We start from the raw sequence: 13,608 nt of genomic DNA, 5'->3' as shown, positions 1-13,608 counted from the left end.
TGGAAAATTTAATGTGCTAGGATTCGCATTAAGCGATAGATTCTATTCATCACAATGGATGATTAGGCTCTAAGGTGATGTGAATTTTGAAATTGTTTCTCTCGCCATGCTGCTAAAGGCGATAGTTTTAAGCCAGTTTACCGTTCAAAAACTCCAGTACGCCGCCTTCGGACGAATGGCGGATACGGGTCACGCCGCCGTTACTGATTTTGATGCGATAAAGACCGGTCGGCGAGGCATGGACAGTTTTGGCGATAATCGCACGCATTACGCCGGCATGCGCAACGATCAGAATCCGTCTGCCGGTATGTCGTGCGATCACTTCATCGTATGCTGCGCTGACACGTTGCATAAAATCGTCGAGCGGCTCCGCGTCATGCGGGCGGCAATTCACCGGATCCCGCAAAAACGCTTGGTACTCGGCCATCCGCCCGATCTTGATGTCATCGTGACTGAGTCCTTCCCACACGCCGAAACCGACTTCCCTGAAGCGCGATTCGACAGCAAGAGGAATTCCGTAACGTTCCCCAAGTGCCGTTGCGAAGGTATGGCAACGCAGCAACGGCGAGCTGATAATCTGGTTCCATTGCCGATAATCGCCAATTGCGCTCCACATTTGCGTCCATCCTCTTTCCGTAAGCGGATCGTCCACACCATGACCGCGATAGCGGCTCCCACCCGCCGGTTCACCGTGACGGATTAAATCAATAACCGTTTCTGCCATAAAAACTTAGATAAGATAAATCGGAATTATTGCTAGTTTATCCGATTTAAGCGGCGTTCAACCTGAGTTAAATCAAAAAAACGGCTGTTGCAGTTGATGAGATTTTGATCGGGATGCTAATAATTTCCCAAACGGATATTTGCCCCGCCGGTTTTCTTGACGACTCCGAGCGCAATGTCGACATATTCTGAGAATTCCAACGCGTCTTCCTCGGCAATCGGAGCAGCTAACACGAAATCCGCGTGCTTGCGTGCTTCATCCTTTTTGCCGATGTCATACAACAGCTCAGCATAAAACGCGCGGGTAATGACATCTTCAGGGAAAAGTTCGTGCGCGCGTTTGAGGTGTGCCAACGCTTTCTGGTTACTGCCAAAACTGATTGGGAAACCCGGCAGCTTATGATACATCCGGCCCAGCGCCCGGTGCGCGCCGGCATTTTCGTATCTTTCGTCCAATTCGACTACTTTCAGCAGCAATTCTTCCATCGGCCGCAGCATTCTCAGCGCATTCAAGATACCGCTGTCTTCCGCCATTTTTCCCATCGCAGCAGCTTTCCAGAAAAGCCCTCGGACATCGTTGGGATTGATCATCAAAGCACGGTCCGCTGTAGTAATGCAGCGTTCAAATAGCTGTACCCGGTGATTCTTGTCGAGTTCCAGTTGCGCTCGCATGAATTTCAGACGGGAAAGCTCGGCGATCGCAGCCGATTCGCGGGTATCCTTCGTCAAACCGCGAAACCAATCGATGGTTTGTACCAGTAAGGGCGTATCGACAGCGTATCGCCACACCGCCCATTCAATTTTTTGCTGATTTTCTTCGGTTAATACCGCAGCATTTGCATAATTTTGTGCAAAAAACGGCGTTGACATACAAGCTAATGCAATCAACTTGCAAGTCAATCGAATCATTTTTGGTTCTAGGTGCGATAAGTTCATTTTCATGATAGCACTCATGTTTATTCTTTCAGAAAATGTATGTCTATTCTAATCCAAATACAGGCAGTTAAGTGACTGTTGATTAGAATAGCGCTATTCCGGACAATTTAAAACTAGAAATAACACGGAAATTCGCGCATTGTTCATAGCCAATCCATCGTCCTCAAGCAGCACTTACATTCATTAAGGCAGCTCAGAACTCGCATATAATAGGCGGTTTTTGATTACTGTTTGCCTTGCCGCCTATAGCTTTTAGCACAACAATACGACCATTTTATTAAATGCATCAAAAACCGATTTTACCCGAGCCGGGCGCTGTTCTCCGTTACGCCGATTTTGCCGGTTCCAGCGATGCGCTATTTCTGGCGCAGCTCGCGCAACAAGCAAAACCCGTGGCGATCATTACCGCCAATGCACTCGACGCACAGCGCTTGCTGGAAGAAATTCCTTATTTTGCACCGGAACTGAAAACGCATCTGTTGCCGGACTGGGAAACGCTGCCGTACGATACCTTTTCGCCGCATCATGATTTGGTATCCGAGCGGCTCGCGGCGCTCTATCAAGTGATGACCGGCGCTTGCGATGTGCTGATCGCGCCGTTGACCACTGCGCTGTATCGCATGTTGCCACGAGAATACTTGGCTGCACATACGTTTTTCCTCAAGCAAGGTGAAACGCTCGATGTTGCCGGGTTGCGCAGCCAATTGACCCTGGCGGGTTATTCACATGTCACGCAAGTGTTTTCACCGGGTGAATACAGCGTGCGCGGCGGCTTGATCGATTTGTTTCCGATGGGCAGTCCGCTGCCGTACCGTATCGACCTGCTGGACAACGACATCGACACCATCCGCACCTTCGATGTCGACACGCAGCGCAGTATCTATCCGGTCAAGGAAATCCGGCTGTTACCCGCGCGCGAGTTTCCGCTCGATGAAGCCGGGCGCACGTTTTTCCGCGGTAAATTCCGCGAGCAATTCGAAGGCGATCCGTCGAAGAAGCAGATTTACAAAGACATCAGCAAGGGCGGTACACCCGCCGGTATCGAATACTATTTGCCGCTGTTTTTCGAGCAAACCGCGACGCTGTTCGATTATTTGCCGGAAAACACCCGGCTCTGCTTGCACCACGATGTCCGCCCGGTGATCGACGAATTTTGGCGCGATACCCAATCGCGCTATCAATTACTGCGCGGCGACAGCGATCGGCCGTTGTTGCCGCCAACCGAGCTGTTCTTAACCAGCGATCAGTTCTTCGGTTCGATCAAACCATATGCGCGCATTGAATTATTGGTGAATCCGCAGGACGTTAAAGTCACTGATGTCAAAACCAGCCAGCCGCTGCCATCGGTGCAAGTCAACCGGCACGCGGAAAATCCATTGGAAAAACTGGCGGGTTTTATCGCACAGTTCAAGATGACTGGCGGGCGGGTGCTGCTACTGGCGGAAAGCTTGGGGCGGCGCGAATTGGTCGCCGAGTATTTGCAGCAATACGATCTGCATCCGGTGGTTTGTCAGGATTTCGCCGCGTTCTTGGACAGCCAGGAACCGTTCATGCTCGGCGTCGCGCCGCTGCATACCGGTTTTATCGACGGCTCCGCGAAAATCGCTTTCATTACCGAAAGCGAACTGTACGCCACGCACCTGCACGGCCGCCGTGAGCGCGAATCGCGCAAATCGGCCACATCGACCGACAACATCCTGCGCGATTTGTCGGAAATCAAACCCGGCGACCCGGTGGTGCACGAACAGCACGGCATCGGCCGCTATCTCGGCTTGGTCAGCATGGACGTCGGCGAAGGCGAACCCGGTGAATTGAGCGAATTTTTGGCGTTGGAATACGACGGCGGCGACAAATTGTACGTGCCGGTGTCGCAACTGTATTTAATCGGACGCTACAGCGGCGGCGCGCCGGAATCGGCGCCATTGCACAAGCTCGGGAGCAGCCAGTGGGACAAAGCCAAACGCAAAGCGATGCAACAAGTGCGCGACACCGCGGCGGAATTGCTGAATCTATACGCCCAGCGCGCCGCACGCGAAGGCCATAAGTTCTCGCTGCAGCAGCACGATTACGATGCGTTTTCCGAAGGTTTCGGTTTCGAGGAAACCCCCGACCAAGCGGCTGCGATCAAAGCCGTAATCGAGGATTTAACCTCCGGCAAGCCGATGGACCGGTTGATTTGCGGCGACGTCGGCTTCGGCAAAACTGAGGTAGCGTTGCGCGCCGCGTTTATCGCCATCGCCGACGGCAAGCAAGTCGCAGTGCTGGTGCCAACCACGCTACTGGCGGAACAGCATTTCCAGAATTTCTCCGACCGCTTCGGCCTGATCGCCGATCAATGGCCAGTCAAAATCGCCGAATTGTCGCGCTTCCGCTCCGCCAAGGAGCAAACGCAAGCGATCGCCGGTCTGGCCAAAGGCGAAATCGACATCATCATCGGCACGCACAAACTGATCCAGAAAGACGTACATTTCAAGAATCTGGGACTGGTGATCATCGACGAGGAACACCGTTTCGGCGTGCGACAAAAAGAACAACTGAAGAAACTGCGCGCCGAGGTCGACGTGCTGACGCTCACTGCAACACCGATCCCGCGCACGCTGGCGATGTCACTCGAAGGTCTGCGTGATTTCTCCATCATCGCCACCGCGCCGCAGCGTCGCCTGGCAATCCGCACTTTCGTCACCAGTTTCTCGATGGGCATCATCCGCGAAGCGTGCCTGCGCGAACTGAAACGCGGCGGGCAGATTTACTTCCTGCACAACGAAGTCAGTAGCATCCAATTGATGTACGAAAAACTCAGCGGATTGCTGCCGGAGGCGCGCATCAACGTCGCCCACGGCCAAATGCCGGAACGCGAACTGGAACACGTGATGCGCGATTTCTACCAGCAGCGCTTCAATATCCTGCTGTGCACCACGATCATCGAAACCGGTATCGACATTCCCAGTGCCAACACCATCATCATCAACGAAGCGCACAAATTCGGTCTGGCGCAATTGCATCAACTGCGCGGCCGGGTCGGACGTTCGCACCACCAGGCTTACGCGTATTTGCTGACACCGCCGGAAGCGGCACTCGGCGCGCAAGCGAAAAAGCGTCTGGAAGCGATCCAGGCGATGGAAGAGCTCGGTTCCGGCTTTTACCTGGCGATGCACGACCTGGAAATCCGCGGCGCCGGCGCAGTGCTCTCCGAATCGCAAAGCGGCGAAATGCAGGAAGTCGGTTTTAGCCTCTACAGCGCTATGCTCGACACCGCAATCCAATCGCTCAAGCAAGGCAAGGAACCCGACATGCAACATCCGCTCGGTGTCGCCACCGAAATCAACCTGCACGTGCCTGCGCTATTGCCGGACGACTACTGCCACGACATCCACGAACGCCTGGTGCTGTACAAGCGCATGGCCAACTGCGCCGACAACGACCAGCTCGACGACATGCAACGCGAACTGATCGACCGCTTCGGATTGTTGCCGAATCCCACCCGCGCCCTGATCGACTGCCACCGCCTGCGCATCGCCGCCAAACCGCTCGGCATCACCCGCATCGACGCCAGCGCCGACAGCATCCAAGTGCAATTCATCCCCAACCCACCCATCGACCCGCTCAAAATCATCCAACTGATTCAAAGCAGCCGCGAATACTCACTATCCGGCCAGGACCGACTGAAAATTCTGGTGAAGATTGAGGACGTGAATAAGCGGGTCATGCGGATTAAGGAGTTGATGCAGAAGTTGGGGTGATTAGTCGAAGATATTTTTCCGCGAGTTTATGAATTTAGAAATGTTTGTTATATTGAAATTTGAAATGACGTATTCTATTGCGTCATTCTGGACGTCTAATTCTAGTTAGGAATCTCATCACATGGATGACGAGTTCGATATCGCTCGCGAAGAAATGTACGCTCGTCTTGCAGATGAACTGTATCCTGAGCACAAAGAACAAGCCGTTCAAGAATTTGCTGTTGATCGGCTCCGCTCCTACTATCTGGCAAATCCAAATGTAGCCAAACCAGCCGTGTTCATGCTCCGCAATGCGGAGCAGCTTTTCCAGCTTCAGCAACACGAAGCAGCGCTTGTGTTTGCTGTTTCGTCAATTGAGCTTTTTCTAAAAGCTACACTACTGAAACCCGTCATTTACGGGCTAATTCATAGCGAAGCTGTTGCCGAAGTCATTGTCAATGAAACGCTCAGTCAATCAGGCCTTAAGCGCTATCACAAACTGCTCGGGAAACTTTTTAACCACCTTACCGAGTCGAAACTTGAGGAAATAAAACGAGAGGGCGAATCAAGCACTCTACTAAAAGAAATTGAAGCACTGTAAGAGAAAAGAAACAAGGTTGTCCATCAAGGCTTTCATGCCGATCGCACCGAGGCAAATCAAGCACTGAATGTCGCGCATGCGGTTGTCTCAAGTGTGCTCAGCGAGGTCTTGTGGTCTCTTGGTCTTGAGGCGAGAAAAGGAGAAGGCATATGTGTAGCCCGGTAGGTTGGGGTAAGCCCGCGAACCCCAACATCAAATATTGGTATGAGGAAATGATCAACCATGCGATACCGGCGCGCTGATGTAAAAGGCGGAACCTATTTCTTCACGGTCAATCTTGCGCAACCTCACCTGCGCTTGTTATTGGATCATGTGGAAATTTTGCGCTTGGCTGTCAAAGTGGTGAAGCAACGGCATCCCTTTCACATCGATGCGTTCGTCGTGTTGCCGGATCATCTGCATGCGATATGGACTTTACCGCCTGACGATGCAGATTTTGCAACTCGATGGATGCTGATCAAATCGGGCTTCTCACGAAAAATCGCCATGAACGAACACCGCAATGCCAGCCGGATTTCCAAAGGCGAGCGTGGAATTTGGCAACGCCGGTATTGGGAGCATTTGATTCGTGACGAAAATGATTTTGAGCGGCATGTCGATTACATTCATTACAATCCGGTAAAACATGTATACGTTCACCAGGCAAGCGAATGGCCTTATTCGAGCATTCACCGGTATATCAAGGCTGGGATCATTTCGAATGATTGGGGCGGATACATTGATAACAGTAATGAAGGCAGTTATGGTGAGCGAAATTAAAAGTTGGGGTTCGCAAGCTCACCCCAACCTACGTCCTACGACCTACGACCTAAACTGAAACGTTACGCGGCTCCCACTGTCCGCGCCAAGAGCCTGAAAAGACGATGAACAGTACACCGATACATGCTACCGACGAGATTACGATCCCCTTCCCATCAACCGAAATATGGCCGGTGCTGGCTGACATAGCAGGGTATCCCCGGTGGTGGCCGAAGTCTCTCGAAATACGCGTCCTTTCGGGTGGTGCGCCGCTGCTGGGTACGGAGGTGGAAATACGTCCCGCCGGCGGGCAGCCTTTTCGCTGCCGGGTCGAATCGGTGGATGAACCGAAGCACATACAGATGCGATATCTCGGCGGCTTCATCGAAGGCTTCGGCGAGTGGCGATTGGAGTCACTAGGCCAAGAAACGCACGTGATCTACAAACTCGACGTCAAGGCACATGGCTGGATAGCTGTGCTACTTGGCAAGGTACTTAATCTTGCACAGATTCATTCACGATCAATGCAGTTAGTTCTGCAAAACCTCAGCCAAGAATTGGATCGGAATCGACACGATGCAGAATACGGTCAAAACGCGAGCCCGGTCAGCTTAGACGTTAAACCTGACATCGACTTACGCTCCCCCACCGTGAACACAAAAATTCATTCAATTACCGCGCTTGATGCAGCGCCACGAACGACGCCTTCCAGCTATCCGGAGCCGTTCCGCTCAATGATGAACGGGCGCGTGAAGCTACCGCTGGGTGATTTGTTCGGGCTTACCAATTTTGGCGTGAATATTACCGTGCTTGCGCCCGGAGCGATGTCGGCGCTGCGTCATACGCACAGCAAGCAAGACGAGTTCGTCTACGTCGTATCCGGTATGCTTGCACTTTATTCCGGCGCAGGCCGCACGGAACTGCATGTGGGTATGTGCGCCGGGTTCAAAGCAGGTACCGGCAATGCGCATCATCTTGTCAACGAAACTTCGGGAGATGCGGTGTATTTGGAAGTCGGCGATCGGACACCCGGCGATGAAGTCAGCTATCCGGATGATGATCTTGTCGCCCGGTTTGCCGACGGCTCATGGCATTTCTTTCATAAGGATGGCCGTCCGTATCCCTAGTTACAACGCCAATAATAGAACGATGAAACTGGATTGTTATGAACCCAGTTTCATCGAAGAAATATCAGCAAAGACTTACTTAATCCGCCGCCACGGCGCGAATGCGTTTTGGATTCCGTCAAGCGCCGGAGATAATCCGGGGTGATGGCGGCGCAGCACGGTCAGCATAGTATTGTCTTCAATCCAATCCAAACCTTGCTGTGTATACACTTCGGCGCGGTAATCCTTGGTAAAGAAGCGGTCGCTCTTGAGGCGGCGCGACGCCATCAGGATGAACACCCGGAATGCGGTTTCGCTGAAGCCGAAGCCTTCGGGTATGTCCTCCGCGTAAAGCCCGACCATCAAGTCGACTTGGTTGATATCGTTATCGTAAACCTTGCGCAGCTCTTCGGCCCACTGCGGGTTGCTGGTGATTTCTTCGAATGATTGCACGCGCCCGCGCCCGACCAGCTCGCGAAAACGGTTATAGCGGGGCACACCGCGTTCTCTGTCGCGCAGAATATCGACGGCGGCCAGATCGAAGGCTTCGCCGTTTTCCTTCACCAGCTTGCGCAGAAAATTCGGATAATTGTGCAACGTCAACGCGCCGGGGTGGTTGATACCAAACGAATAGAACAGATTCTCCATGCCGATTTCCTGCATCATCGAGCGGGTTTTTTTATCGAATCCTTCCATGAAGGGTTTGCTGGCGATCGGCTCGCCGGTTTGATGCGAATAAAAGTCAAACTGGTCCGGCACCAGCGGGTGCATGCGGTAAACCGACACGAATTCTTCGGTCAGGTAATACGGCGCGGCATGATGCTCCGGCGTCGAACCGATGATGCCGCTGAGCACTTCGCCGGTGCCGACGCGGCCAAACATTTTCTTGAAGCGCTGGCCGAGAATCCCCCACCAGTTAATACGCATCGCCAAGGCGGTCGCCGGGTGCGGCAGAATCGCCGGTGTCCATTCGACGGTATGGATTTTAGCGATCAATGCGGCATTAATCAGCCGCGCATGGTTGAACAATTGCTCGTCATCCCACTGCGGATAAGCTTGCTTGAGGTGATCGCAAATGCTGTTGTGTTCCTTCACGAACAGCGTATGCAGCATGCTCAGGCCGAACCACCAGGTGCCGGGAAATGCCACCAGATCGATGCCTTTCTCAAGCGGCAAATAACCATCGGCTTCAATGCGCATTTTACCGTCGCTGTGCGAACGCAATTTGTCGATCATTTCCTGACTGCTGCCATAAATCTGCGAAGCATCCCACCAATGCGTCTCGGTGTTGATAAAAGTCGGCGGGGTGGCAGTGGCAGGGCGGCTGCGATCCGCCAGTGTTTTGTCGACTTTCATCGGGCGTTGGTCTTGCGGCCACGAATCATCCGCTTCGACCGGAACTTCCCATTGATTGCCTGGCTGGTTGGTGCCATGCGAGAACCAGTCATGTGTTTGAAATTGAATCCACGATGCTGCATGGACGTTCAAAATCGTCGCTGGAACGAATTTCTCCCGCGTCAGCAAAGCCTGGCTGACTTTCCGGGTGCTGGGGCGATGCAGCGATTGTTCATCGGCGTTGACATCGCTTAAGGGGACGTTACGCCCGAAACGGGTCCCCGCCATGCCCATTTCCGGTTGTTTTAAATCGTTAAAGCTGCCATCCGCAGTGCGCCAATAATGATAAACACCTTTCTGATCGGGCCAAGGTTTGGGCAAATCGCCACGATTCGGCAATGCCGACGTATCGTGCAGGTTTTCCTTGCGCAATTTGTTACGGAATTGAACCAATTTCAATAGGGCCAGCGGCAGGGGTAACTTGTACCAGGGTCGATCAAACATAATCACAGCTCCCGTAAAGATAAAAAATCAATCAGTGCCATTACTTTGCTGAAGAAGCTCTGAAAAATCACCGCGCTTCCTTAATGGATCCGCGCAGTTTACTGAGCATAATTCCAACTTGACAAGCAATTATTCAAAGAGGCCATTGATTCAGCCGGATTTTCAGGGAGGTGTTGATTAATTCGACGAACGTGATGAAGGGTGGGGCGTACGGAACGAAGGACCGAGACAGTGCAGTCAGCATCAATCGGAAAAAAGGTGCAATGCCCTGCGGTTATTGCACCCTCATCAGATAGGTGAATTTTCGAGTACCGTCTAACGCAACGAGTTTTACAAATAATTAACAAGCCTGCTTATAAACTTGCGCCTCGATCCGGAAAATAGCAAATATTACATAATCTTATTAATTGAATTTGAAATATCTTCATTAGTGCAATCATCGGATCGAAGCACTCAATTTATTAAAAACGAAAGGATATATAAATGATGAAATTTTTTGAACCGGCTAGCTCTACCCTGCGGGCCGCTCTGATTGTTTTAAGTATCACTATTGCACCGCAAGCACAGGCTCAAGACGCTGCGGCACTGAGAATCAAAGAATTGGAAACACGATTACTGGAAATGCAGAAAGGCATGCAGATGATGCAAAGCAATATGCAATCAATGCATAACGAATTGGAAAAGCTCAGAACGCAATCCACACAAGTTACACAAAAAGTCGAAGCTATTCAGCAAAAAGAAGCTGCACGCGAAACAGTACATCAAACTGCTCATAAACCATCCGGCGAAATGGAGCAAGAAGGCAGCAAAGCCAACATGGTATTTTTCCGCGGCGGTTTCGCCCATAGCTCGCAACATCGTGACGGTTTAGTATTTCATAGCGACGTCGTTCCTGCCGGCGCTCAGGATCGCCCTGATAAAAACGCCTGGTATTTCGGTGCCGGCTTTGATTGGAATTTAACCAAAAATACCTGGGGTATGGTGCCCAAAACGCAAGTCCTTGCAGAATTTATGCTTGAGTACAAACAATTCAGTTCGCACGTGCAAGGTAATGCACTGGCCAATATGCCGACCCAACTCGTAGGCGGAGCAACAAATCCTCATAGCGTAACGGCCAGCCAATTGTCGATCTATGCTTCACCCAAAATCAAATTCATGGAAGGTTCTCGATTCAGACCTTGGTTGATTCCAGCCGGTTTTGGCATGCATATCATCAGTCCGCCTGGCGAATCGGCATCATTCTTTATTCCCGGAGTGGTATTCGGCGGCGGTGCGGAATATCGCTTGTGGAAGGATTTCTACGCGGGTATAGATGCTCGCTACCATATCACCGGCGGTAAAAAAGACGGTATTGATGTTGATGGTTTAACTGCCGGCGGTTATCTCGGCATCGGTTTCTAAAGAAGTGCAATGAAAGCAGGTGGCGCTCACAAAATCAGGATGTCCTAGCGATATCCTGATTTGGAGCGCCACCGATCCATTCCATTTCCTTAATTTTCCTACGTTTTTCTACCGCCTCAGCAAGTTGATGCAGTATCTTTTCGGCTGTATCAAAACCGATGCAACCATCGGTAATGCTCTGTCCATAAACCAATTCTTCACGTTTCTTGCCATCGATTCTTTGATTGCCTTCCACCAAATGACTTTCGATCATGACGCCAAAGATCGCGCGCGACCCGGCAGCGATTTGTCCTGCGACAACAACCGCAACTTCCGATTGGCGACGATAATCCTTATGACTGTTCGCATGAATGAAATCGATCATCAAATGAGGTACCAGATTCGCCTTAACCAATTCTACTTCAGTCGATTTAACGTTGGCTTCGTCAAAATTCGGTTTGCGACCGCCACGTAAAATGATATGACAATCCTCATTGCCTTTGGTCGCGAGAATCGCAGCACAGTAGGATGTGCCGACTGTAAGGAGGCGTATCAATCGGAAAAATGGTGCAAAGCCCTGCGGTTATTGCACCCTACTCGCGCCAGTATGCCGCATGCTGCTGTTCCGGGAATTGCTCAAACAAGCCTTTGGCAATCATCTAATGTGCTCAGGCGAGGGATTTGACCGCTAAGATCGCACAGCTAGCGGCATAGTTATACTTTTATTACTTTGGTGGAGTGAGTGAACAGTTTTTTTGAGAGATCAAAAAAAGCCTCCGGCGTCAGGGCCGGAGGATGAACAAATGTAGCAACGATTCTCAACTGACTGTACAAAAGGGATATGAAAGTACTGCTTAACTAATTACTGTACGGCTGCTGCATTCATGCTGTTACTGTTGGTGCTCTTAGCTTGTTGATCAACGGTTAACATATTTTTGTGTAATTCTGCTTGTGCCAGATCCTCTTCAAGCTGATGCTCATGCTCACGAATATTGGCACGCAAATGCGATACATCATCTTGTCCTCTGCGGCCGTAGACATACGCGTGATCTTCATGCTCTTCCAGATCTTGCCGGTATTTTTCCACAATCGCAGCTTCTTCTTTCGCCAGGTTTTCGTAATAGGTAGCTGCGGCTACATGGTCATTGGGATTGATGTTACTCGGCAATGCGGGCACTTCGGCAAATGCGGAAGCTGTCATCAAACCGAATGCGAGGACAGACAAAATAGCGCTTATTTTCAATGCTTTCATTTTAATTTCCTCCATCGTTAAAATTCTTAAGTGTTGCCATCTTAGCGAAGGCAAAAGACAACGTATATTGGGGAAACCCTGGTTTTTGTATAAGGGAAACCATTAGATGATTCTGTTTTGATTTCAATGAAGTAAACTCTGCAGGGACCGGATCGATCGATCTGATCTAGTTATTCCGGGCTGTGCGGTTTGCAATCCATTTATGGTTTGCGGTAATTTAAGCACGCGAACTATGCGGATTTGATTTCAAATCTGTATACTGCAAGACTTTCGAAGTTATTTTCTGACTTGAATCCATCCATCAACCAGCCGGAGCCAGTCTATGAAATTTTCGATTTACCGCTACGATCCCGATAAAGATGAACAGCCTTATATGCAGGATTATGATATCCAGCTGGCGCCGACCGATAAGATGCTGCTGGATGCGTTACTGCGAATCAAAACGGTCGATGATAGTTTGAGTTTGCGACGCTCTTGCCGCGAGGGGGTCTGTGGATCGGATGCGATGAATATCAATGGTCGTAATGGATTATCGTGCATCACGCCTCTCAGCGGTTTGACCGAGCCGGTTGAGATCCGCCCGTTGCCGGGCTTGCCGGTGATCCGTGATTTGATCGTCGATATGACGCAATTTTTTCAGCAGTATCATTCGATCAAACCTTATTTGATCAACAACGACCCGCCGCCTGAAACCGAAAGACTGCAATCACCGGAAGAACGGGCGGCGCTGGATGGTGTATACGAATGCATTTTATGCGCGTGTTGTTCAACTTCGTGTCCGTCGTTCTGGTGGAATCCGGATAAGTTCGTCGGTCCGGCCGGATTGTTGCAAGCGTACCGGTTTCTGGCGGATAGCCGCGATCAGGCAACCGCTGAACGGCTGGATAATTTAGAAGATCCATACCGGTTATTCCGCTGCCATTCCATCATGAATTGCGCCGATGCCTGTCCGAAGGGCTTGAATCCAACCGAGGCAATCGGCAAAATCAAAGACATGATGGTTAAACGAATGGTATGAAGGAATTCGAACGGGCGTGTTGGCGCTGCCGGCGCGGGATGCTCGAATTGGATATCGTATTGCAACGTTTCATGCATCGTTATTACGCAGACTTGGATGCGCAGGGATTGGCGCAATTTGAGCGATTGTTGTCGTTAGCGGATAACGATTTGTGGGATTTAATCACTGGCCGGAAGGCGAATACCAATCGGCAATGGTTGCCAATCTTGGAATTGTTGCAAAAGAGTTAGATTTCTAGTGGTATTCTGGCAGTGCGTCTGTATGGAAACAGCGCATACTAGTAACGATACGCATCA

The 13,608-nt window shown here is 51.0% G+C and carries 12 protein-coding genes; 7 read left to right on the top strand and 5 right to left on the bottom strand.

Features of this window, described 5'->3' with window-relative positions; genetic code table 11:
* Window positions 1–127: 127 nt before the first annotated feature.
* Window positions 128–724, bottom strand: coding sequence for a histidine phosphatase family protein (locus ACV7NC_RS04765; protein ID WP_458154333.1), 597 nt, complete (start codon window positions 722–724; stop codon window positions 128–130).
* Window positions 725–840: 116 nt separating this feature from the next.
* The gene (locus ACV7NC_RS04760) at window positions 841–1,593 is read right to left on the bottom strand and encodes a TRAP transporter TatT component family protein (protein ID WP_458154332.1); all 753 of its coding nucleotides are present in this window, start codon (window positions 1,591–1,593) and stop codon (window positions 841–843) included.
* Window positions 1,594–1,940: 347 nt separating this feature from the next.
* Between ACV7NC_RS04760 and mfd the strand changes: the two genes are divergently transcribed.
* From mfd to ACV7NC_RS04740, 4 genes are all read left to right on the top strand, one after another.
* Entirely contained in the window at window positions 1,941–5,399 is a 3,459-nt protein-coding gene (gene mfd, locus ACV7NC_RS04755; protein ID WP_458154331.1) for a transcription-repair coupling factor, read from the top strand.
* A gap of 121 nt (window positions 5,400–5,520) precedes the next feature.
* A complete protein-coding gene (locus ACV7NC_RS04750) occupies window positions 5,521–5,979 on the top strand; it encodes a hypothetical protein (protein ID WP_458154330.1) in 459 nt (152 codons plus the stop codon).
* Window positions 5,980–6,201: 222 nt separating this feature from the next.
* Window positions 6,202–6,738, top strand: a complete 537-nt coding sequence (locus tag ACV7NC_RS04745) for an REP-associated tyrosine transposase (RefSeq protein ID WP_458154328.1) — start codon at window positions 6,202–6,204, stop codon at window positions 6,736–6,738.
* Between the two features lie 104 nt (window positions 6,739–6,842).
* Window positions 6,843–7,844: an SRPBCC family protein gene (locus ACV7NC_RS04740; protein WP_458154327.1), complete on the top strand. Its 1,002-nt coding sequence runs from the start codon at window positions 6,843–6,845 to the stop codon at window positions 7,842–7,844.
* A 75-nt stretch (window positions 7,845–7,919) separates the two neighbouring features.
* Here the strand turns inward: ACV7NC_RS04740 and ACV7NC_RS04735 are convergent, their stop codons facing one another.
* The gene (locus tag ACV7NC_RS04735; RefSeq protein ID WP_458154326.1) at window positions 7,920–9,662 is read right to left on the bottom strand and encodes a peroxidase family protein; all 1,743 of its coding nucleotides are present in this window, start codon (window positions 9,660–9,662) and stop codon (window positions 7,920–7,922) included.
* Window positions 9,663–10,145: 483 nt separating this feature from the next.
* Here ACV7NC_RS04735 and ACV7NC_RS04730 point away from each other — a divergent pair, with 483 nt between their 5' ends.
* Window positions 10,146–11,063, top strand: a complete 918-nt coding sequence (locus tag ACV7NC_RS04730) for a porin family protein (RefSeq protein WP_458154325.1) — start codon at window positions 10,146–10,148, stop codon at window positions 11,061–11,063.
* A 34-nt stretch (window positions 11,064–11,097) separates the two neighbouring features.
* On the opposite strand, the gene ACV7NC_RS04725 is transcribed toward ACV7NC_RS04730, so the two are convergent.
* Window positions 11,098–11,598, bottom strand: coding sequence for a hypothetical protein (locus tag ACV7NC_RS04725; RefSeq protein WP_458154324.1), 501 nt, complete (start codon window positions 11,596–11,598; stop codon window positions 11,098–11,100).
* Window positions 11,599–11,904: 306 nt separating this feature from the next.
* On the bottom strand, window positions 11,905–12,294 hold the full coding sequence (locus tag ACV7NC_RS04720) for a hypothetical protein (RefSeq protein WP_458154323.1): 390 nt from the start codon (window positions 12,292–12,294) through the stop codon (window positions 11,905–11,907).
* A gap of 322 nt (window positions 12,295–12,616) precedes the next feature.
* Between ACV7NC_RS04720 and ACV7NC_RS04715 the strand changes: the two genes are divergently transcribed.
* Window positions 12,617–13,312, top strand: a complete 696-nt coding sequence (locus ACV7NC_RS04715) for a succinate dehydrogenase iron-sulfur subunit (RefSeq protein ID WP_458154322.1) — start codon at window positions 12,617–12,619, stop codon at window positions 13,310–13,312.
* Window positions 13,309–13,542, top strand: a complete 234-nt coding sequence (locus tag ACV7NC_RS04710; RefSeq protein ID WP_458154320.1) for an FAD assembly factor SdhE — start codon at window positions 13,309–13,311, stop codon at window positions 13,540–13,542. The genes ACV7NC_RS04715 and ACV7NC_RS04710 overlap by 4 nt, the downstream gene beginning before the upstream one ends.
* Window positions 13,543–13,608: the final 66 nt, after the last annotated feature.

Source organism: Nitrosomonas limosa, from assembly GCF_054188085.1.
Note: the sequence above shows the minus strand (reverse complement) of the source record. Positions and strands in the feature narration are given on the sequence as shown.